At 31.5% G+C, this 21,974-nt stretch carries 18 protein-coding genes, 1 other RNA gene and 1 pseudogene; 14 read left to right on the forward strand and 6 right to left on the reverse strand.

All coding sequences use genetic code 11. The features are described 5' to 3' along the window. The first annotated feature begins 7 nt into the window (after positions 1–7). The 7 genes from Q0873_RS05415 (at position 8) to Q0873_RS05445 (ending at position 7,248) form a co-directional block, all read left to right on the forward strand. The gene (locus Q0873_RS05415) at positions 8–880 is read left to right on the forward strand and encodes an RluA family pseudouridine synthase (protein ID WP_299104885.1); all 873 of its coding nucleotides are present in this window, start codon (positions 8–10) and stop codon (positions 878–880) included. A gap of 40 nt (positions 881–920) precedes the next feature. Continuing rightward, the gene (gene trmD / locus Q0873_RS05420) at positions 921–1,598 is read left to right on the forward strand and encodes a tRNA (guanosine(37)-N1)-methyltransferase TrmD (RefSeq protein ID WP_299104886.1); all 678 of its coding nucleotides are present in this window, start codon (positions 921–923) and stop codon (positions 1,596–1,598) included. Positions 1,599–1,734: 136 nt separating this feature from the next. Beyond that, on the forward strand, positions 1,735–2,082 hold the full coding sequence (gene rplS / locus Q0873_RS05425) for a 50S ribosomal protein L19 (RefSeq protein WP_299104887.1): 348 nt from the start codon (positions 1,735–1,737) through the stop codon (positions 2,080–2,082). 755 nt (positions 2,083–2,837) lie between these two features. After that, the gene (locus Q0873_RS05430) at positions 2,838–5,063 is read left to right on the forward strand and encodes an NADP-dependent isocitrate dehydrogenase (protein WP_299104888.1); all 2,226 of its coding nucleotides are present in this window, start codon (positions 2,838–2,840) and stop codon (positions 5,061–5,063) included. 74 nt (positions 5,064–5,137) lie between these two features. Beyond that, positions 5,138–5,956, forward strand: a complete 819-nt coding sequence (murQ, locus tag Q0873_RS05435) for an N-acetylmuramic acid 6-phosphate etherase (protein ID WP_299104889.1) — start codon at positions 5,138–5,140, stop codon at positions 5,954–5,956. After that, entirely contained in the window at positions 5,949–6,188 is a 240-nt protein-coding gene (locus Q0873_RS05440) for a hypothetical protein (RefSeq protein WP_299104891.1), read from the forward strand. Before murQ ends, Q0873_RS05440 begins: the two co-directional genes overlap by 8 nt. A gap of 1 nt (position 6,189) precedes the next feature. Then, positions 6,190–7,248, forward strand: a complete 1,059-nt coding sequence (locus tag Q0873_RS05445; protein WP_299104892.1) for a D-alanine--D-alanine ligase — start codon at positions 6,190–6,192, stop codon at positions 7,246–7,248. A 25-nt stretch (positions 7,249–7,273) separates the two neighbouring features. Here Q0873_RS05445 and Q0873_RS05450 read toward each other — a convergent pair whose 3' ends face one another. Then, positions 7,274–7,768, reverse strand: coding sequence for a DinB family protein (locus tag Q0873_RS05450; RefSeq protein WP_299104893.1), 495 nt, complete (start codon positions 7,766–7,768; stop codon positions 7,274–7,276). 230 nt (positions 7,769–7,998) lie between these two features. Between Q0873_RS05450 and Q0873_RS05455 the strand changes: the two genes are divergently transcribed. Next, a complete protein-coding gene (locus Q0873_RS05455) occupies positions 7,999–8,727 on the forward strand; it encodes a hypothetical protein (RefSeq protein ID WP_299104894.1) in 729 nt (242 codons plus the stop codon). A 49-nt stretch (positions 8,728–8,776) separates the two neighbouring features. Here the strand turns inward: Q0873_RS05455 and Q0873_RS05460 are convergent, their stop codons facing one another. From Q0873_RS05460 to Q0873_RS05480, 5 genes are all read right to left on the reverse strand, one after another. Beyond that, positions 8,777–10,312 carry a DUF11 domain-containing protein gene (locus tag Q0873_RS05460; RefSeq protein WP_299104895.1) on the reverse strand — a complete coding sequence of 512 codons (1,536 nt, stop codon included), beginning with the start codon at positions 10,310–10,312 and terminating at the stop codon, positions 8,777–8,779. Between the two features lie 213 nt (positions 10,313–10,525). Beyond that, positions 10,526–12,091, reverse strand: a complete 1,566-nt coding sequence (gene rny / locus Q0873_RS05465; RefSeq protein WP_299104897.1) for a ribonuclease Y — start codon at positions 12,089–12,091, stop codon at positions 10,526–10,528. A 47-nt stretch (positions 12,092–12,138) separates the two neighbouring features. Further along, positions 12,139–12,245: non-coding RNA, 6S RNA (ssrS, locus tag Q0873_RS05470), on the reverse strand. Between the two features lie 55 nt (positions 12,246–12,300). Then, entirely contained in the window at positions 12,301–12,588 is a 288-nt protein-coding gene (locus tag Q0873_RS05475; RefSeq protein WP_299104899.1) for a cell division protein ZapA, read from the reverse strand. Positions 12,589–12,601: 13 nt separating this feature from the next. Further along, on the reverse strand, positions 12,602–12,892 hold the full coding sequence (locus Q0873_RS05480; RefSeq protein WP_299104901.1) for a hypothetical protein: 291 nt from the start codon (positions 12,890–12,892) through the stop codon (positions 12,602–12,604). Between the two features lie 147 nt (positions 12,893–13,039). On the opposite strand from Q0873_RS05480, the gene Q0873_RS05485 reads away from it, so the two are divergent. The 6 genes and pseudogenes from Q0873_RS05485 to Q0873_RS05515 all read left to right on the forward strand — a co-directional run bounded on the left by Q0873_RS05485 (position 13,040) and on the right by Q0873_RS05515 (position 21,971). Next, entirely contained in the window at positions 13,040–14,728 is a 1,689-nt protein-coding gene (locus tag Q0873_RS05485) for a M23 family metallopeptidase (RefSeq protein ID WP_299104903.1), read from the forward strand. Between the two features lie 27 nt (positions 14,729–14,755). Next, a complete protein-coding gene (locus tag Q0873_RS05490) occupies positions 14,756–17,200 on the forward strand; it encodes a TonB-dependent receptor (RefSeq protein ID WP_299104905.1) in 2,445 nt (814 codons plus the stop codon). Between the two features lie 121 nt (positions 17,201–17,321). After that, positions 17,322–18,050: pseudogene (gene bla / locus Q0873_RS05495) on the forward strand (subclass B1 metallo-beta-lactamase); the annotation flags it as partial. Between the two features lie 1,431 nt (positions 18,051–19,481). Further along, positions 19,482–20,432, forward strand: coding sequence for a DUF2157 domain-containing protein (locus tag Q0873_RS05505; RefSeq protein ID WP_299104907.1), 951 nt, complete (start codon positions 19,482–19,484; stop codon positions 20,430–20,432). Further along, entirely contained in the window at positions 20,420–21,496 is a 1,077-nt protein-coding gene (locus Q0873_RS05510) for a DUF4401 domain-containing protein (RefSeq protein WP_299104909.1), read from the forward strand. Before Q0873_RS05505 ends, Q0873_RS05510 begins: the two co-directional genes overlap by 13 nt. After that, positions 21,483–21,971: a GDYXXLXY domain-containing protein gene (locus Q0873_RS05515; protein ID WP_299104911.1), complete on the forward strand. Its 489-nt coding sequence runs from the start codon at positions 21,483–21,485 to the stop codon at positions 21,969–21,971. Before Q0873_RS05510 ends, Q0873_RS05515 begins: the two co-directional genes overlap by 14 nt. Positions 21,972–21,974 lie beyond the last annotated feature (3 nt).

Here is a 21,974-nt window from a genome sequence, read left to right on the forward strand (position 1 = left end):
TCAACTATTGAAAAAAAAAGAACTTGTAGAAACTCATATCGTTCCTAAACTTGAACTTCCCATTCGATTACAAGAGTACGGCGTAGGTATTTTTAAAACATTACCTAGTAAATCTGGTTTCAAAAAAGCCATTAAAAAGAACTTGGTACGTGTTAATAATAAAACTGCTACAACTGCGCTATATATCAAAGGAGGAGAAACTATTGAACTCTTTCAAACGAGTGAATTACCCAGTGCTATTCAAAAATTAAAATTTCCCCTAAAGGTTGTTTTCGAAGACGACTATTTAGCTGTTATTGAAAAACCTCCCGGAGTTTTAGTAAGCGGAAATACCTTTGTTACTATTTACAACGCACTTCCACAAAACCTACAAAAAAGTACGCAAGAAGATGCTGTTCGCCCCACTCCTATTCATCGTTTAGATTATCCCACAAGTGGTTTATTATTAGTAGGAAAAACAAGTACTAGCATTAGAGCTTTATACAAACTTTTTAAACATAAAGACATCCAAAAAACCTATGTTGCTATTGCTATAGGGAAAATGGATACTGAAGGAACTATTCACCAAGCACTAGAGGAGAAAGAAGCTATTACTCAATATAACATTGAAGAAACGGTAGTCTCTGAACGTTTTGAATACTTAAACCTTGTTAAACTAACGCCTATAACAGGCAGAAGACATCAATTAAGAAAGCACCTTTTCTCTTTGGGAAACCCAATTTTAGGCGATAAAGACTATTTTTTGGAACATAAAATATTAAAAGGAAAAGGATTGTACCTTCATGCTACAACGCTAGGATTTACTCACCCGGTAACTCATGAAAAGCTTCTTATTACTTCTGAACTCCCTAAAAAATTTAAAAAGATTTTTCCTAGTTAGGAATTGATTCTATTAATCTCAAAAAAACTACTTTTGCAGCATGCGAGTAGATATTATTACAGTAGAACCCGATTTAATAAAAAGTCCTTTTGAAAACTCTATGATGAAAAGAGCTATCGAAAAAGGATTGGCAGAAGTACATTTTCATAATTTAAGAGAATATGGTATTGGTAATTATCGCCAAGTAGATGATTATCAATTTGGAGGTGGTGCCGGAATGGTACTCATGATTAAACCAATTTCAGAATGCATTGAAAAGCTATTAGCTGAAAGAGATTATGATGAAATCATATACATGACTCCAGATGCCAAAACATTAAATCAAGCAACTGCTAATACACTTTCTTTAAAAGAAAACATATTAATATTAACAGGTCATTACAAAGGAGTTGACCAACGTATACGAGATAAATACATTACCAAAGAGATCTCTATAGGAGATTATGTTTTAACTGGAGGAGAATTGGCTGCAGCTGTTTTATGTGATGCCGTAATTAGATTAATTCCAGGGGTATTAGGAGATGAAACATCTGCTTTAACAGATAGTTTCCAAGACAATTTATTGTCTCCGCCTGTTTATACACGTCCTTCTGAATTTGACGGAATGAAAGTGCCAGACATTCTTTTATCTGGTAATTTTCCAAAAATTGAAGAATGGCGAAATGAACAAGCTTATAAGCGTACACAAGAAATAAGACCCGATTTATTAGAAGATTAATTTAGTTATCTTTCTAAAAATCAACAAGAAAAATATTTCTTCTTTTTAAAAAATATTTATAAATTTGCAGCCACAAAATCAACCTCTGACGAAAATCGTGAATGTTGTTTTGTTAAAATCATAACATTTAAATAAAATGGATTTAGTAAAATTTGTACAAAACGAATTTGTAACAAAAAACGAATTACCAGAATTTGGTGCTGGTGATACAATTACTGTTTATTACGAAATTAAAGAGGGTAACAAGACTCGTACTCAGTTCTTTAGAGGAGTTGTTATTCAAAAGAGAGGAAGCGGTTCTTCAGAAACTTTTACGATCAGAAAAATGTCTGGTACTATTGGTGTAGAGCGTATTTTCCCAATTAACTTACCTTCTATTCAAAAAATTGAAGTTAACAAAAGAGGTAAAGTTCGTAGAGCTCGTATCTACTATTTCAGAGGTCTTACTGGTAAAAAAGCAAGAATCACAGAAAGAAGAAACTAATTTTATCTTCAAACAAACTATAAAAGGAGCTTTTAAAAGCTCCTTTTTTTATTAACAATTGTTAATAACACCTGTTCTTATCTTGTTGATTAATAATTAGTTAAACCACAAAAAAAACAAACATAATTTCTTAAATTTGAATAACTTTACTAAAGTAAGTGACGTCAGATTTATAGTTTAACTATACTAATCACCGAAAAAGTAAATACATAAAGTAACGTTCTTTATATAAATCGTTTTTAAGCAACCGAGTAATAGTTGATTTAATATTTATGTAATTGAAAATAGAATTATAAATTAATTTTTTGATTTATAATTTTAATTGAAAGTTAAAATAGTTATTTGATTAGATTCATTATAACAATTGAGGTTCGTTTAAAAACGCTTGAGATAGTAATTCATAAATAAAATGTTTATCAATTATTATTTCATTTTGAAATAGTATATGTAGTTTTTAATTTTTTTAAAAACATAGAAGTAATTCTATTTAATTTGTAGCAATACCAAATTAGGACATAAAGTCTATTTCAAGGAAGCCATATCAGACAGGAAACTGCATGATATGGCTTTTATTATTTATAACAACTTCTTAAAATCACTTTATATTTTTATCATATTCACAACAAAAACAAGTGATTAATAAAAAATCCTTATTAAAAATTTCAATTGTAATTCTTAAATTTGCTTCGCTTCAAAATCAAAAGAATTTAATCATTACTAATTACTCACTTTCGTGAGATTCAAAATACAACAGTATGAGTAAAACAGCTAAAATTATGTATACTAAAACGGATGAAGCTCCAGCGTTAGCTACTCGTTCGTTTTTACCAATTGTAAAAGCTTTTACAAAATCTTCAAATATTGAAATCGAAATAAAAGATATTTCCTTAGCAGGAAGAATACTTGCTAATTTTTCAGATATGTTACCTGAAGATCAGCGCGTAGAAGATGCTTTGGCATTTTTAGGTGAGTTGGCTACAAAACCAGAAGCCAACATTATTAAATTACCTAATATTTCTGCCTCTGTACCTCAGTTAAAAGCTGCAGTTAAGGAATTACAAGCTTTAGGATATGCTTTACCAGATTATCCAGAAGATGCGAATACAGAAGAAGAAAAAGCAATTTTAGCTCGTTATAATAAAGTTAAAGGTTCTGCGGTAAACCCTGTTTTACGTGAAGGAAACTCAGATAGACGTGCTCCTAAAGCTGTTAAAAACTACGCTAAAAAGAACCCACATTCAATGGGAGCTTGGAGTTCAGATTCTAAAACGCATGTAGCAACAATGACTGATGGTGATTTTGCACATAGCGAAAAATCTGTTACTGTACCAGCAGCAACCGATGTACAAATTGTGCATACTGATGCTAACGGAACTAAAACAGTATTAAAGGAAAAAGTATCTTTATTAGCAGACGAGGTTATTGATGCTTCTGTAATGAGTAAAAAGGCTTTATTAGCATTCTTAGATAAGCAAGTACAAGATGCTAATGATCAAGGGATTTTATTCTCTTTACACATGAAAGCTACCATGATGAAAGTTTCTGACCCAATTATTTTTGGACATGCAGTACGTACTTTCTTCAAAGATTTGTTTGAAAAACACGGAGATACGTTTGAACAAATAGGTGTTGATGTTAATAATGGTTTTGGAAACTTATTAAGGAATTTAGAAGAAGTTTCTGCAGATAAAAAAGCAGAGATTTTAGCTGATATTGATGCTATTTACGCAAAGAATCCAGACCTAGCAATGGTTGATTCTGATAAAGGAATTACTAATTTACACGTACCATCTGATATTATTATTGATGCTTCTATGCCAGCAATGATTCGTACATCAGGTCAAATGTGGAATAAAGAAGGAAAGCAACAAGATGCGAAGGCAGTTATTCCGGATAGTTCATATGCTTCATTATACCAAGCAACAATTGATTTCTGTAAAGAAAATGGTGCTTTCGATCCAACTACTATGGGAACTGTTCCTAATGTTGGTTTAATGGCTAAAAAAGCAGAAGAATATGGTTCTCATGACAAAACTTTCCAAATTGCTTCGAATGGTACAGTTGAAGTAGTAGATGCTAGCGGAACTGTTTTAATCTCTCATGAGGTTGCTGAAGGAGATATCTGGAGAATGTGTCAAACTAAAGACGCTCCAATTCAAGATTGGGTAAAGTTAGCTGTTACACGCGCAAAAGCTACCCAAACTCCTGCTGTTTTCTGGTTAGATAAAAATAGAGCTCATGATGCTGAATTAATTAAAAAGGTTGAAGCATATTTACCAAACCATGATACTTCAGGGCTGGAAATTCATATCATGTCTGTTGCAGAGGCTACAGCATTCACTTTAAAAAGAACAAAAGAAGGAAAAGATACAATTTCTGTAACAGGAAACGTATTACGTGACTATTTAACAGATTTATTCCCAATTTTAGAATTAGGTACTTCTGCTAAAATGTTATCTATTGTTCCATTAATGAATGGTGGAGGTTTATTTGAAACAGGTGCTGGAGGTTCTGCTCCTAAACACGTTCAACAATTTGTAAAAGAAAATCACTTACGTTGGGATTCTTTAGGAGAGTTTTTAGCTTTAGCGGTTTCTTTAGAGCACTTAAGTGAAACAAATAACAATTCTAAAGCAAAAGTATTAGCAGATGCTTTAGACGAGGCTATCGAAACTTTGTTAGACAACAAAAAATCACCTTCTCGTAAGGCTGGTGAGTTAGATAACAGAGGTTCTCATTTCTATTTAGCAATGTACTGGGCGCAACAATTAGCATCTCAAAATACCGATGCTGAATTAAAAGCTCAATTTACATCAGTTGCTGAAGCTTTTGCTACAAATGAAGCTACTATTGTTGACGAATTAAATAAAATTCAAGGAGATGCAGTAAATATTGGCGGATATTATGAACCAAAAGATGAGTTAACAGATGCAGCAATGCGTCCAAATACTACCTTAAATTCTATCTTAGCAAGTATTTAATACATTATATAAATTCATTTAAAAGCAGACTCTAGTAGTCTGCTTTTTTATTGTTTTATATGTACATTTGAATTATGGATTTTATTAAAACTACAGAGCAAGATTCAAACTACAATAATTTAGAAAACATGAGTGTTTCTGAATTATTAATCAGCATAAACAACGAAGATAAAACGGTTCCTTTAGCCGTTGAAAAATCACTACCGCAAATAGAAAAACTTATCGAACAAATTGTTGTTAAGTTAAAAAGTGGTGGACGTCTATTTTATATGGGAGCTGGTACTAGTGGCCGTTTAGGTGTTGTAGATGCAAGTGAGTGTCCTCCTACTTTTGGAGTTCCACATGAATTAGTAGTTGGTTTAATTGCAGGAGGAGATACTGCTATTAGAAAAGCAGTTGAATTTGCTGAGGATTCTACAAAACAAGGATGGGAAGATTTACAGCAATATCAGATATCAGAAAATGATGTAGTAGTTGGAATTGCAGCTTCAGGCACTACCCCTTATGTTATTGCTGCTTTGGAACAATGTAACCAAAAAAATATTGTTACCGGTTGCATTACCTGTAACAAAAATAGCCCGCTAGCATTAACAGCAAGGTATCCTATTGAAGTAATTGTTGGCCCTGAATTTGTAACTGGTAGCTCTAGAATGAAAGCTGGAACCGCACAGAAGCTAGTTTTAAATATGCTTTCAACCACTGCAATGATTCAATTGGGGAAAGTAAAAGGAAATAAAATGGTAGATATGCAGCTATCTAATAATAAATTGGTAGATAGAGGTATTCGAATGTTAGTAAATGAGCTAAATATCGACCAAAATATGGCTAGCGAGTTACTAAATAAGTATGGAAGTGTTAGAGAAGCTATTAAAAACTATACCACCAATGGATAAACCGAAAACAAATGAATCCGGAGTTAAAAGATTACTCATGTTACTAGGATTTTTAATCCTTTCTCCCTTGGTTTTAAGTTTTGGAATTAAAGCTTTGCGAGTTTTTAACAATACGCCAAAAATCTTTATCGCATATATATTAGTAGCATTAGGAGTTGTTTTAATTTTATATACGGTATATTTTGGAATTAAAACTTTTAAAGTCATTTTAGACTTAATTTTTAATAGTTAAAATGTTGAAAGAGAGATCAGCTACATTAGAAAAGATTTTAAACTGGGAACATTGGCCTTCTTCAATGTTTTATGTTCCCAATCTACCCTATGCTTTTTATTTAGCCTTTAGAGCTAAGCATTTGGCTTTCTTTACTGCAGCTAATCCATCTATCAAAAGTTCAGGAAATGGTACAGAAAGTAAGTACATCACCATACAATTAGTTCCTGAAGAATTTAGACCAAAATCTGTATTAGCAACTCCAAACCTTGGATTCAACGAAGTTCTAAATCAAATTAAAAAAGAAAACATTTCTTTTCCGCTTATTGCTAAACCAGATATTGGCTTTAGGGGGTTGCTTGTGAAGAAAATAAACACTCCAGAAGCCTTAAAAAACTACCTAAGCAAATATCCTATAGATATTATCATACAAGAGTTTTTAGACCATGAAAACGAATGTGGGGTATTCTATCATCGAAATCCAAATGAAGCTTCAGGAAAGATTACTTCTTTAACTCTAAAGAACTTTATTACAGTTACTGGTGATGGCATTAGTACTTTAGAGCAGTTGATTCTTCAAGATTCAAGAGCTAAGCTCTATTATGAACTATTTATAGATATACATAAAGAAAAACTGAACACCGTTCCTAAAGAGAAAGAAGTAATTAAGTTAACCTCAATAGGAAACCATTCTAAAGGAACACAGTTTATTAATGGGAACCACCTTATAACATCTAAATTAGTAAAAACATTTGATAAATTAAGTCAATCCATTGATGGCTGGTATTATGGTCGTGTTGATTTAAAATACAATGATTTTTCGGAACTAGAAAATGGTACTGATTTTAAAGTTTTAGAAATTAATGGAATCATCGCTGAGCCAACACATATTTATGATTCTGAAAACTATACTTATTTCAAAGCTTTAAAAGCTATTAGAGCACACTGGAAATCTTTATTTGATGTATCTACCGAAAACCATAGAAAGAATCGTATTCCCTATAAATCTCCTGCTAACTTTATTCAAGAAATGCTGGAGTTAAAAAAATACATTGCTACAATAAAAAAACTAAATACTTAGTAAACCAAACCTTAAGAATATCAGGCTAATTTGCTTTCGCTAATTTTGGTGTCGTTGGATTATAACCAAAATCTGCATCTGGTAGTTCTATTCCTAATTGATTTATAATAAAACCAATACTTGCGTAATGATGTATTGCATGACTATGGGCTTGAATTAATGCACTTCCTAAAGTATAATTTGCAGTAACTCTTCCAGTTCCCAAATCATCAGTAACAGAAATGATTTTATCAAAATCTTCAGCTTCTAATTCTCTTAGCTGTTTTATGATTCTTTCAAAATAAGCAATTCCTTCTACCGTTTTCTGCTCTGCCAATGTATTACGTTCTCTATCTGAAAAATCAACACAACAACAATTAACTCCATTAAAAATACATGAAAACACATCTAAAATATGACGCATATTACTCCCTATACTTGAAAAATAAGGTGGTATTGTATTATTACTGTATTGTTCATCGGAAATAGAGTTTAATAATTTAATTCCTCGTTGAAGGTTTTTCTCGATAGCGTCGATCATGCTTTAAAATTGGTTTTGAATAAAGAGTCGTATAAATATAAAATATTTTACGGGCTATAGTAAGTATTTTTTAAAAACATTTTTAACACCCTTACTAACAAAGAGTTACATTTAAAGTAATTACTAACATACTTTTCTTCATATTTTTTGGCATGTTATTTGAAAATTGATAAAGCATACTGCGGAAGCTGAAAAGCATATAGAGTAAGCATAACCCTAAACTAGCAATTATGAAAAAAGGGATACTTTTATTATTAGGAATGATGACAATGGCAACTATAAATGCTAATAACATCACAAAATCAACAAGCAAACTTGGGGTTACATATCGTTATAACGAGGCTGTTACCTTTGTAGAAAGAGGAGTACAATTTCATGTATTTTTAAATGGTGATTTTGACTTTAACACCCACTACAGAAATACAAGATACTATGATTATTACGGAAAACGTGTAAGATCCAATCGTGGTGTACGTATAGACAGAGATCATAGAGGTCGTGTAAGACGTGTAGGAAACACTTTTATCAATTATGATGCAAGAGGTAATGTAAAAAGAATTGGTAGTGTATACATGCGATATAGGTTTGGGCAATTAACTGATGTAGGAAATCTTAGAATTAGGTATGATCGTTGGGGAAATCCAAGATTTCATGGAAATGTAAAATACAACGATTATTGTGAAGATGATGTATATTATGACGATGGAGGAATAGATATCGATATTAATATTGGAGATGTATTTGATTACGACGATATTTATTTCTATAGAAGAGATTTTAGAAACAATTACCGTCAGTTTAGAGAAGATGATAACTTCTTCTACTATAGAGCAGTTCCTAATGCAAAAATTGGAAAACGTAGTAAGGTTATTAAAAGACGTAAATCTAAAAAGAGAAGAAACGATCTTTATCAAGCGAATCCAAATAGAGATGATAGATCAAATAGAAGATCTAGATAACAACAAAAAAACCTCATTGTACAAATGAGGTTTTTTAATTTATACTTTTTTAATTATTACTTCCTTCTGTAGAATCTGGATCGACTAAGCCATTATTGGTTATTTCAGCCGTATTTATAATTTGACCTGCTGCAATTACATTCACAGTTATTGTTAATTGAACAGGTGTATTTAAAGGAATTGTTTCTGAACTTAAATCCCAAACTCCAGTAGCTTGGGTATATGTTGATGTTCCATAAGTAGTATGGCTTACATATTGTAAACTAGCTGTTGATCCTGGTAAAGTATAGTCAGTTACTTGAACTCCTGTTGCTGCTAACGGACCAGCATTGGTTAAAGTAATGGTGAATGTTATGCTATCACCCACTTTAGGTAGCGCATTGCTTACTGTTTTTGTTAATTTTAAATCTGCACAACCGTTTACAATCACATTTTGATCGGCTGTAGTAATATTCCCACAACTATCGGTAAAACTCCAAGTAACTACGGTAGTTCCCACTGTTGTAATTGGAAAAGATGTTGTAGTCGTACCAGTAATCGTACTAGAATTACAAGTATCGGTAATAGTTGGTGCCGTTGGCGTAGCACTACAATCAAAGTTTACATTACCAAGTGATGGTGTCGGCGGCGGTGTAGTATCACTACCTGTTACCCTAACATTAGTAACTCTTAGACGCTCTAAACAGGCCCTATCATTCGAAGGATTTGAATTACCCGTAATATGAATAAAAACACTAATCGTTAAATTCGCTCCTGGATTGGTTCTAGTAGCAGTAAATGTATTACTTGTGTTACCATTATATGTACTTCCAGGAATTGTTGTTGTTGTGCTTCCATTATCATCTGTTAACGTTATCTCAACATAATCCCCTCCTTCAAATCCCGGTGTACCAGAACTATTTGGGTTATCGGGTATTATGGTTACAAAAACATCTACTTCTTCATAACAAGCTGTAGGAGCAGGATAACTAAATAGATTACTTGCATTACTCGTTGGATCTCCTCCTGTATGATTACTACAACTTTCTGCAGGCCCAACAAAGTCGTCAGTTGGATTAACATTTAAAAGAGTATCATTAATACATGTTGATGTCGAAGTATCTGTAGTGGTTATGGTAATGGAATATGACTCAACACATAAAGGATCTTGTCCTACTGTATCTGTTGCCAATAAATTCCAAGTCATTACCGGATCCCCTCCATTAAAAGTTGCTAAACTCCCAGAAGGTGAAAAGTTACCACTTACAGGAGTTCCCGTTGGACTTGTTCCAAAAGCATCATCAAAAACAGTGGTTACATTTCCTATATCTAAACCTCCTGACCATGTATTCGTAGGAACTAGTTCAACCGTTGCTCCTGGTCCTTGTATATCAAAACCCGTTTCCGTATGAAAAGGATCACCTGTATTTTGAGCCGCACAAGTTCCATCTGTTTTTGTCCATGTTATAGAAATTCTAACATTTTCTATGTTTGTACCATTAGGGAAATCTGCAGCATTAAATATTATGGGAATTGAAGTAGTAGTAGCATCTATTGATACCGTTGGTCCACTATATGTTTTTGTAAACACAGTTTGAGACATCATTGTATTTACCGTCAATAGAAACAGTAAAAAACATCCAAACGTTATGACATTTTTTTTGATCATTTTAGGGGTGATAGTGTGATTAAACTATAGTTGTTTCTTTAATCTTTTCATTACAAATTTACATAAACAAGCTTCATAATCTTGTTAAAAATAAAAAAAACCAAATAAGCATGCCTATTTGGTTTTTATAATCATCTATTGTATTCAATATTATTTAGCTACGTTAACCGCTCTTGTTTCTCTAATTACAGTTACTTTAACCTGACCTGGGTACGTCATGTCGTTCTGAATTTTTTGAGAAATGTTAAACGATAGCTCTGCAGCTTTTGTATCATTTACTTTTGCACTTTCAACCATCACACGTAATTCTCTACCTGCTTGAATTGCATATGCCTTTTGCACTCCATTAAATCCGAAAGCAATATCTTCTAAATCTTTTAATCTTTGAATATAGCTGTCTAATACTTGACGTCTTGCTCCTGGTCTTGCACCAGAAATAGCATCACATACTTGAACAATCGGTGCAATTAAACTTTTCATTTCAATTTCATCATGGTGCGCTCCGATTGCATTACAAACATCTGCTTTTTCACCATATTTTTCTGCCCATTGCATTCCTAATAAAGCGTGCGGTAATTCACTTTCAGTTTCTGGCACTTTACCAATATCATGTAACAATCCAGCTCTTTTAGCTGCCTTTGCATTTAAGCCCATTTCAGCTGCCATGATACCACATAGATTCGCTACTTCTCTTGAGTGTTGTAATAAATTCTGTCCGTAAGAAGAACGATATTTCATTCTACCCACAGTTTTTATTAATTCTGGATGTAATCCATGAATTCCTAAATCGATAACTGTACGCTTACCAACTTCAATTATTTCTTGATTGATTTGTTTTTCTGTTTTCTTAACAATCTCTTCAATTCTAGCTGGGTGAATTCTACCATCGGTAACCAACTTGTGCATTGAAAGACGTGCTATCTCTCTACGTACTGGGTCAAAACAAGATAAAATAATAGCTTCAGGAGTATCATCAACTATAATCTCAACTCCAGTAGCTGCTTCTAAAGCACGAATATTACGTCCTTCTCTACCAATAATTCTACCTTTAACGTCATCTGATTCTAAGTTGAATACAGATACACAATTTTCTACAGCCTGCTCTACTCCAACTCTTTGAATTGTATTTAAAACAACCTTTCGAGCTTCTTGCTGTGCTGTCATTTTAGCTTCTTCAACTGTGTCTTGAATAAAAGACATTGCATCTGCTTTAGCTTCATCTTTTAACGAAGCTACAAGTTCTGTTTTAGCTTCATCAGGAGATAAACCAGAGATTTGCTCAAGCATATCTACATGACGCTTATGTAATTTTTCAACTTCTGATTCCTTCTTCTCTAAGAAATCTAATTTATAGTTGTAATCACCTTCTTTTTGTGCTAATGACTTGTTTAGCTTTTTATTTTTATCTAATTCTGAAGAAACTTGACTTTCTTTATCTCTAATTCTTTTTTCAACATCAGAAACTTTCTTCTCTCTACTTAAGATTACCTTTTCGTGTTCTGCTTTAAGCTCAATAAACTTTTCTTTAGCTTGTAATATCTTATCTTTCTTAAGAGCTTCTGCTTCTACCTTAGCCTCCTTTATAATGCTCTTTGCTTCCTTTTCTGTTTCTTGAATTAATTTATTTGCTTTTGTTTTTTCTAACATTTTAGCAATAATAAAACCTATTGCTAATCCTACAATCCCTGCTAACACAGGAAATAATACTCCTTCCATAATTTTGATTAATTGTATAAAAAAAGCCTACATCAGTAGGGTTTTATAAACTCCAAAAAAACAGGTTTAGGACTAACTGGTTGATCAAGGATCCGTATAAAACGGCATGCTTTACTAACCAAGACTCATCCTTTATAATTATATAACGTTGAGTTTATCAAACAATGTACTAATGTAGGCAGTATATTTAAATTTTTATTTTAAAGAACTTATATGTGCTGATCTAACTTTTCTGTTAGCTCATTTATTTTTTTTAATGCTTTTTCGCTTTCTATAGAATGTGTTAATCTTTCTATCTCTCCTTTAGAGGCAAATTGTAAAGCGCACATCGCTAATACATCTTGCTTATCAGAAACCGCATAGTTTTCTTCAAATTTAGCAATTAATTCATTAATATTTCTAGCTGCTCTTCGCATTCCTTCCTCTTCCTCTACATTATTCACACTCAAAGGATAATTCCTACCAGCTATAACAACATTAACTTTTAATTTTGCCATTTATAAAGAACTTTTAAATATTCAAGAGAGCAATACATTTGTCTATCTCTCGAACTAAAGCATTTATTTTGAGTTTTGTTTCTCTTGTATTTTCATTACTGCCCTCTATAGTTTTAGCTACTTTTAGCAAATTATATCTTTCATCTTTTGCTTTAAGCTCCATATCTTTTTCTTCTAACAAATAGTGTAACTTTGTATTTTGTTGAAGTAAAACCTCATTTTCCTCCTTTAAAAATTCATAGTTAACTAAAAGTTTTTCTAATCTATCTTCCAGTAAATGAATTGCTTCTAAAGTGTTACCCATTTATTTTTGAGACTAAAACTATATTTACAAAGTTATTAATCTCTAGCTAGATAGCAAAATTTTTGACGCATTTTCCTATTTAACTGGTTTTAAACCTACTAACTCTTTGGCATAATTTTTATTATTTTTGTTATAAACCATTGCAAATTGAAATATTTTTTAACCTTTTTTACTGTTTTTTTATTCAAATTTGGATTTGCTCAAAAGCAATATCCACAAGATTATTTTAACCCACCTTTAAAAATTCCAATTATACTATCTGGAACTTTTGGAGAATTGAGAAGTAATCATTTTCATTCTGGGGTAGATATAAAGACTTTAGGTAAAGAAGGAATTCCAATTTTTGCTCCTGCAGACGGATTTGTATACAGAATAAAAGTAGCACAATTTGGCTTTGGTAAAGCACTATATATTAATCATCCAAATGGTTATACTACTGTTTATGCTCATTTAAGAAGATTCTCCCCAGAAATTCAAGAATACGTTAAAAGCGTTCAATACCAAAAAGAGCAATACGCTACAGGTAATCTTTTTCCTAAACCAGAACGTTTCCCTGTTAAAAAAGGCGATCTTATTGGTTATACTGGAGATACGGGAAGTTCTGGAGGACCACACTTACATTACGAAATAAGAGATACCAAAACAGAACATATCATCAATCCAATGTTTTTTGGTCTTTTACCAGTTGATACCAAAGCTCCAACCATTAAAAAATTAATGGTTTTTCCTCTATCTGATAATGCAAGAATTAATAATTCAGCGACAAAAACCACCTTAGAGTTACGAAATAAAGGAAACAATCAATACATTACCAATAAAATAACCGCTAGCGGAACTATAGGTTTTGGGGTAAATGTCTTTGATCGATTAGATGGTGCTTTAAATAAAAATGGAATTTACAGTTTAGAAATGAAACTAAATGGCACTCGTGTATATTACCATGATTTAGAAACATTTTCTTTTGCTGAAAGTAAATATATCAATCTGTTAATCGATTATAAACATTATACCAAGTTTAGAAGAAGATTTCAAAAAACTCATAAAGTAGATGAAAATAGACTTAGTATTTATGAAGACCTTGTTAACAATGGAAAAATAGATATTGAAGATAGATATACCTACCACGTAGAAATCATTGCTAAAGATTTTAAAGGAAATACTTCTTCTATTAGTATTCCTATTGAAGGAATACAAAGTAATAGCCTTTTTACCAAAAAAGACACTACCAGCTTTAAAATTAAAGCAAACGATTTTCATAAGTTTAAACAGGAAAACGTAACCATTGCTTTTCCTAAAAACACCTTTTATAAGGATTGTTTTCTAGATTTTACTGTAAAAAACGATACAGCTAAAATTCATGAACCAGTTATTCCTTTAGACAAGCGCTATACACTTACTTTTTTCACTCAACATTTAACAGAAAAAGAAAAACAACAAGTATATATTGCCAAAATTAATCGAAACCGTTCAAGGTATACTTCTACTAAGAAAAAACTCGACAAAGTTTATACGACCACCAAATCTCTTGGAACTTATACGCTTAAATTTGATTCCATTCCGCCTACAGCGAAGCTATATAACTTTAAAAACAACCAGTGGGTCTCTCAACTTAAAAAATTGAAAGTAAAAATTAGAGATAAAGAATCCGGAATAAAGAATTATCGTGCAACTATTGATAATGATTGGGTTTTAATGGAATACAATCATAAAAAAGGAATATTATCTTACGATTTTAGTGATAAAAAGTTGGTAGGTAGCAAACATCTTTTTAAACTTGTAGTTTCTGATAATGTTGGAAATACGAAAATTATTTCTGCAACGTTCTTTAGAAAGTAAAATCTTTAGAGATTAATAAAACCCTACATGAAGAAACTACTTTTATTATTGCTATTCCCTCTAGCTGTTTTTGCCCAAAAAACCGCTACGGTAAAAGGTAACATCATTAATAAATACAACAATCCTATCAACGGAGTTGCTATTTCATATTTAGATAAAGGAACCACTACCGATAAAAATGGTTATTACGAATTCACGATTCCAATAAGAAAAACTGTTTCAGTAACTTTTACACATGTTTCTTATAAAAGTGTTACCAAAAAATTTACTGCCAGAGGAAGTAAAACATTCAACTTCTCTCCTACCTTAAATTTTAAAACGCAAGAGTTAGAAGAAGTAGTTATTAAAAACCAAAAGAAAGAAGCCCAAGGGATTACCAAAATTGATGTTAAGAAAGTTAATACTCTTGTTGGAGCAAATGCTGGTGTTGAAAATGTATTAATGACCTTACCAGGAGTTAGTAATAATAATGAATTAAGTACTCAATATAACGTTCGTGGAGGAAATTTTGATGAAAATTTAGTGTATGTAAATGGTATTGAAATCTATCGCCCATTTTTGATACGATCTGGTCAACAAGAAGGATTAAGTTTTCTCAACCCACATATGATTCAAAACATTAACTTTTCTGCAGGTGGATTTCAAGCTAAATATGGTGATAAGCTTTCTTCAGTGTTAGATATCACCTATAGAAAACCTAAGGAATTTCAGGGTCAAGTTGATTTGAGTTTATTAGGTGGTAGTTTTACCATTGAAGATACATTTGCAAAAAACAAACTAAGCGCCATATTGGGAGTGCGCTATCGTGATAACAGTTTATTTGTAAATAGCAAACAAACAGAAGTAAATTTCAGACCTCAATTTACTGATGTACAAACATTTTTAAGCTATGAGTTTTCTGATAAACTGACTTTAAATTTCTTAGGTAATTTTTCTTTAAACGACTATAATTATAAGCCATTAACTCGAAGAACTCGCTTTGGAGGCTTAGCCAACCCTTTAGAACTTATTGTATTCTATCAAGGTCAAGAACAAGATCAATTTCAGACTTTATTCGGAGCTTTTTCAGCAGACTATAAAGTAAATGAACAATTAAAAATAACCGCTACAGTTTCTTCGTTTAATACCCAAGAAGAAGAATATTTTGATATCGCAGCAGCTTATGCCTTAGGACAAGTTGATAGTAATATTGGATCAGATAACTTTGGTAATGTTCAATTCGCGCAAGGAATTGGCTCGCAAATCAATCATGCTCGAAATGATTTAGATGCCTTAATCAACAATGTTCAATTGAGAGCAACTCTTAAGGATGGGAATAATGAATGGAAGGCTGGAATAAAATATCAACAAGAAAATATTAAGGATCGTATTAGAGAATGGGAAGTAATTGATTCTTTAGGTTTTTCTGTTCGTCCTCCACACCATAACATTACAAATAATCAGCCATACGAACCTTTTACAGGGCCTATACAGCCTTTCCAAAATGTACGTGCTCAAAACGAAGTGGATATTAATCGTTTAACAAGTTTTATTCAATTTAGTAGAAAAACAACTCTTAACGATCATCAACTTTGGTTTAATTTAGGAGTACGTTCACACTACTGGAATGTTAAAACTGCCAACAATTCTCAAAGTCATACAATTATAAGTCCAAGAGCTCAAATAGCTATCAAACCAGACTGGGAAAAAGATATGTTATTCCGACTCTCAGGAGGTTGGTATTCGCAACCGCCTTTTTATAAGGAGTTAAGAGATTATGATGGGCAAATTCATCCAGAGGTAAAGGCACAAAAATCTATTCATATTGTAGCAGGAAATGACTATAGTTTTACTCTTTGGAACCGTCCTTTTAAACTTACAACAGAAGCCTATTATAAAAACCTTTCTGATGTCAATGCCTACTCTATTGATAATGTGCGTGTGCGCTACAGAGCCGATAATGTTACAGAAGCTTACGCCTATGGTTTGGATGTTAGATTAAATGGAGAGTTTGTTCCTGGTAACGAAAGTTGGATAAGTTTCGGGTATTTAAAAACAGAAGAAAACATCAATGGAAGAGGTTACATTGCTCGACCTACGGACCAACGTTTAAAATTTGGTTTACTATTTCAAGATTATGTACCTAACCTTCCTGATTTAAAAGCCTATTTAAATATTGTATACAATACTGGGCTTCCGGGAGGTGCTCCTGCATATGCCGATGTATATCAATTTCAAAATAGATTAGACGATTATAAAAGAGCTGATTTAGGGGTTTCTTATGTTTTTGTAGACGCTAATAAATCATCAAACAACAAAATTTTATCTCATTTTAAAGAGTTTACCTTAGGATTGGAATTATTCAATATTTTTGATATTCGTAATTCTATTACCAATACTTGGGTTCGTGATGCCTATAGCAAACAACAATATGGTATTCCTAACTTTATGACAGGCAGAGTATTAAACTTTAAGGTTGGAATGAAATTCTAAAAAACAACTTAATGTTTTTTCGTTTCCCTTATCTCTATTGTTAGACAAGAGAATGTTGTTTAAAAGTTTGCGTAGAACTCCCTTAGATGAACCTATAAATGCAATCATATACTGTTTACATATGAAGTATATTCTACAACTACTTTTAATAACATTAGTTTTTAATGCTTGTTCACCCAATAAAAAGACATTGAGTGATTATACCTCTGATGTTTTAACGATTAAAAAAATTGGTGATCATATATATCAACACACCTCCTTTTTACCTACCAAAAGTCACGGAGTTGTTCCTTGTAATGGAATGATTTATTTCAATGAAAATGAAGCAATTATTTTTGATACTCCAGTGAATGAAAAAGCTTCGCGAGAATTAATTAATTGGTTAGGAGAAAAACATATTAAAGCAGTTGTAGTATCTCATTTCCATATTGATTGCTTGGGCGGACTAAAAGAATTTCATTCTAAAGAAATACCATCTTACGCTACTAATCAAACTATACAGCTTGCTAAAGAAAACAATAAAAATCCTCTTCCTCAGAAAGGGTTTGATAGAGAGTTTAAGTTTTTAATAGGCAATAAAGCAGTCTATGCTAAATACTTTGGTGAGGGGCATACAAAAGATAATATTGTTGGGTATATTCCTTCGGAAAAAGCCTTATTTGGAGGTTGTTTAGTAAAACAAGTAAACGCTCCTAAAGGGAACTTAGCAGATGCTACTGTGTCTGAGTGGCCTACAACTGTAACAAAAATTAAAAAAGAACTTCCTGATTTAGAAATTGTAATTCCTGGACATGGAAAAAATGGAGGCACAGAACTTTTGGATTATACGATTAATTTGTTCAAGGAAAAACCGAATCGCTTTGTTTTCTTTTTACACAATCGTTTTTTAGAAGAACACCATCTAAATGATACACATTCTGAATACGGACGAACTGAATATATTGAAATCTTAAATGAATTTAAGAAAAATGGGTTTACCGTTATAAGCGAACAGAGAAAAGGAAATGTAAATGCTCGTGAATATGCTACAAGAGTTGTTCAACAAATAGATAGCTTAACTACAAAAGGAATTAACCCAAAGCATATTACAGTTGTTGGAACTTCTAAGGGTGGATATATTGCTCAGTATGTTTCTACTATTGCAAATAATCCCTTATTAAATTTTGTTTTTATAGCTAGCTTTCGAGATAGTGATATTCAAAATATTCCTGAAATCAATTTCTGCGGAAACATATTGACCATTTATGAAAAGTCTGATCCCTTTGGAGTTTCTGCCATACAGAGAAAACAAAATTCTATATGTGAAATTCAACACTTTAAAGAAATCCAGCTCAATACTGGAATGAAACACGGTTTTTTATTTAAACCTTTAAAACAGTGGATATCTCCAACTATTCAATGGGCACGAGGTAATTATAACTTAGGAAAAACAATTCCGTTTAATACCAATGCTACTAACACCCCTCTAGCATTTAAACCAGAACTAACTCCTAAAAACAAAATTATCCATAAAGGAATTTTTAGTCCAGACTTTAAACACTACTATTATACAATCTCTGATAAAGATTTTAAAAACTTCGATATTTATGCTATTAAAAGAATAGGTAATGAATGGTCTAAACCTAAAAAAACATTCATTAATAGTTCATATGACGACCATGGAATGAGCTTTTCTCCCGATGGAAATACACTATACTTTAGCTCCACTAGACCAGTTAATATTAAAGGTATTCCTTCTACTTGGCATATCTGGAAGTCAGAAAAAGTTAATGGAGTTTGGAGCACTCCTATTTTTGTTGATATTCCTAATTTAAGAGACAAATTAGTATCTCATCCTGTTATTACAAACTCAGGGACGCTATATTTTCATTCAAGCAATACAGACTATAGTGAAATGGACATCTACTCAGCAAAACAAGTGAACAATTCCTTTCAAGATGCTCAGAAAGTATCAATCCCATCATTAACTCATTTAAACAAATGCACCCCATACATTTCTCCAGATGAGTCCTACCTTCTTTTTGCAACGGTTGGAAAACAGCTTGATCTACAAGTTAGTTTCAACGATGGAAAAGGTAATTGGACAAACACAAAAAGATTCAATAATGAAATAAACAGTTATGGACAAGGTAATCCATATGTAACTCCAGACAATAAATTTCTTTTCTTTACAACTGGTGGATATCAAGAGATAAACTGGACAATTAAATGGATAAATATCGAATCTGAGTTAAAACTAAAATAATGCTATATTTATACTACTGAAACAAGAAATAATTGAATGGAAAAAATTGAAAGAGAAGATATTCATATAATAAGCAGACACAGCAATTGGTCTGAAAGAAGTATTGACAAAATACTGAAACAAGAAATTTATAGTAATAAACAATCTTGGCAAAAATTTCTAAGACTCTTTTTTATTAGTTTAGGTATTAGTTTTACTACTGCAGGGATAATTTTCTTCTTTGCTTATAATTGGGCAGACTTACACAAATTCATTAAAATAGGATTAATTGAAGGGTTGATTGTAATTTCAACTTTAACTTTATTATTATCTAAAGTAAGTTTAGATATTAAAAAGATATTACTTACAGGAGCATCAGTATTAGTAGGTGTTTTATTTGCCGTTTTTGGGCAAATTTATCAAACCGGCGCTAATGCTTATGATTTTTTTCTAGGCTGGACTATATTTATTACCCTTTGGGTAGCAATTTCTAATTTTGCTCCTTTGTGGCTTATTTTTATAACTTTAATAAACACAACACTCATATTATACACTCAACAAGTAGCGCACGATTGGTCAGAGGTTTTTGTTTTTACTTTACTTTTCATTATCAACATACTATTCTTAACAACTTTCTTATACGGAAAGAAAATTAACAAAGAAATTAAGATTCCTATTTGGTTTTCGAACTTAATAGCATTGACAGCTTTGTCTTTCAGTACTTTAGGTATTATCTTTGGAATTTTTGACAAAACCCAAAAATCATTCTTCATTTTAATTATCATTACATCAATACTATATGGAATTGGAATTAAATATGGACTAAAAGTAAAAAGCGGTTTTTACCTTTCTATAATTCCTTTTAGTATCATTATTATAATTTCAGCTTTGCTAATAAAAATATCAGATGGTGCCGGTATATTTTTCATCATTAGCTTATTTGTTATTGGAAGTGTAACACTTGTAATTAAAAATCTAATTGACCTTCAAAAAAAATGGATAAATTAACTAAGAAAAAGGCTCTACTAAATAGTATTCGTTCATCAGAAGGTGTTAATTTTGAATGTGATGAAAATGCTATCCATGAAGAATATAAAGCTCAAGGAGAAAATAAATCCAGTTTAGCTATTAAAATACTTTCTATTTTTGGAGGCTTTATCGCAACATTAGCATTCCTCGGTTTTTTAGCAATTGCAGGCCTTTACAACTCTGAACTTGGATTGTTAATATTTGGAATAGGGTTTATAACTTCTGCTATTTGGCTTAATAAAGCATACAATAAAATTATCATAGACACATTTAGTATTTCAATATATGTCATAGGCTTTGCTTTGTTTGCCTTTGGATTATTAGAGATGAACGTTGATAAAAATATAATTACAATATTAATAAGTTTTATAGCACTTAGTTCTTTGATTGTTACACAAAATTTTATTCTATCATTTATTTCGGTCCTTATTATTAGTGGCAATTTTATTTTTCTTATAATCTCTAACAATTCATATGATTTAATTCATCTTTATGTTTTCATTAATACTTTATGCCTAACATACTTGTTTTTAAATGAAGCAAAACTAATTTCATCAAGTAAACGGATATCTCAACTTTATAATCCAGTTAGAATTGGTTTGATTATTTCTTTATTATTTGGTCTTGTTTCAATTGGTAAAAGACATTTAATCCCAATATCGCAAGGTTATATTTGGTTATCGTCAATTGCAATGATTTTAGTTATAATGTATTTAGTTTATTCAATTATAAAAATAAATGAAATTAAAACTATCAAAAGCAAGGTATTGATTTATACTTTAAGTACATTAATACTAATTCCAACAATATTCTCACCCTCTATCTCAGGAGCAATTTTGATTATACTATTAAGTTTTTTAGTTAACTACAAAACAGGATTAGCTATAGGAATAATTTCAATTATTTACTTTGTTTCACAGTACTATTATGACTTAAATTTCACATTGCTAACCAAGTCAATAATCTTATTTATATCTGGAGTCATATTTCTATTGTTCTATTTATTCACCATAAAAAATTTAAATAAGAATGAAAAAATATAAGTTGGTAATCATTCTAATTAATCTTATCATTTTACTTGTTTTTTTTAATAATTCTATTCTTCAAAAAGAAGAATTACTAGCTGACGGACAACTTGTTTTATTAGAGCTAGCTCCTGTTGACCCTCGCTCTTTAATGCAAGGAGACTATATGAGATTGAATTACGATATTTCAAATAACATTGATACCGACAGCATTTCTAAAAGAGGATATTGCATTATCAAATTGAAAGAAAATGGAGTCGCGGAAAAAGTTCGAATTCAAGACAAAAGAACCCCTCTTAATAAAAATGAATTTCCAATAAAATATACTTCAAGAGAGTGGAGAGGAATCAACATTGGTTCTGAATCATATTTTTTCCAAGAAGGAGAAGCAGAAAAGTATGAAAAAGCCAAGTATGGAGGACTAAAAGTTGACAATAAAGGTAATAGCCTCTTGGTTGGGCTGTATGATGAAAATAGAATAAAAATAGAATAAACT

The sequence above is a fragment of the uncultured Tenacibaculum sp. genome (genome assembly GCF_947498805.1).
GTDB lineage: Bacteria > Bacteroidota > Bacteroidia > Flavobacteriales > Flavobacteriaceae > Polaribacter.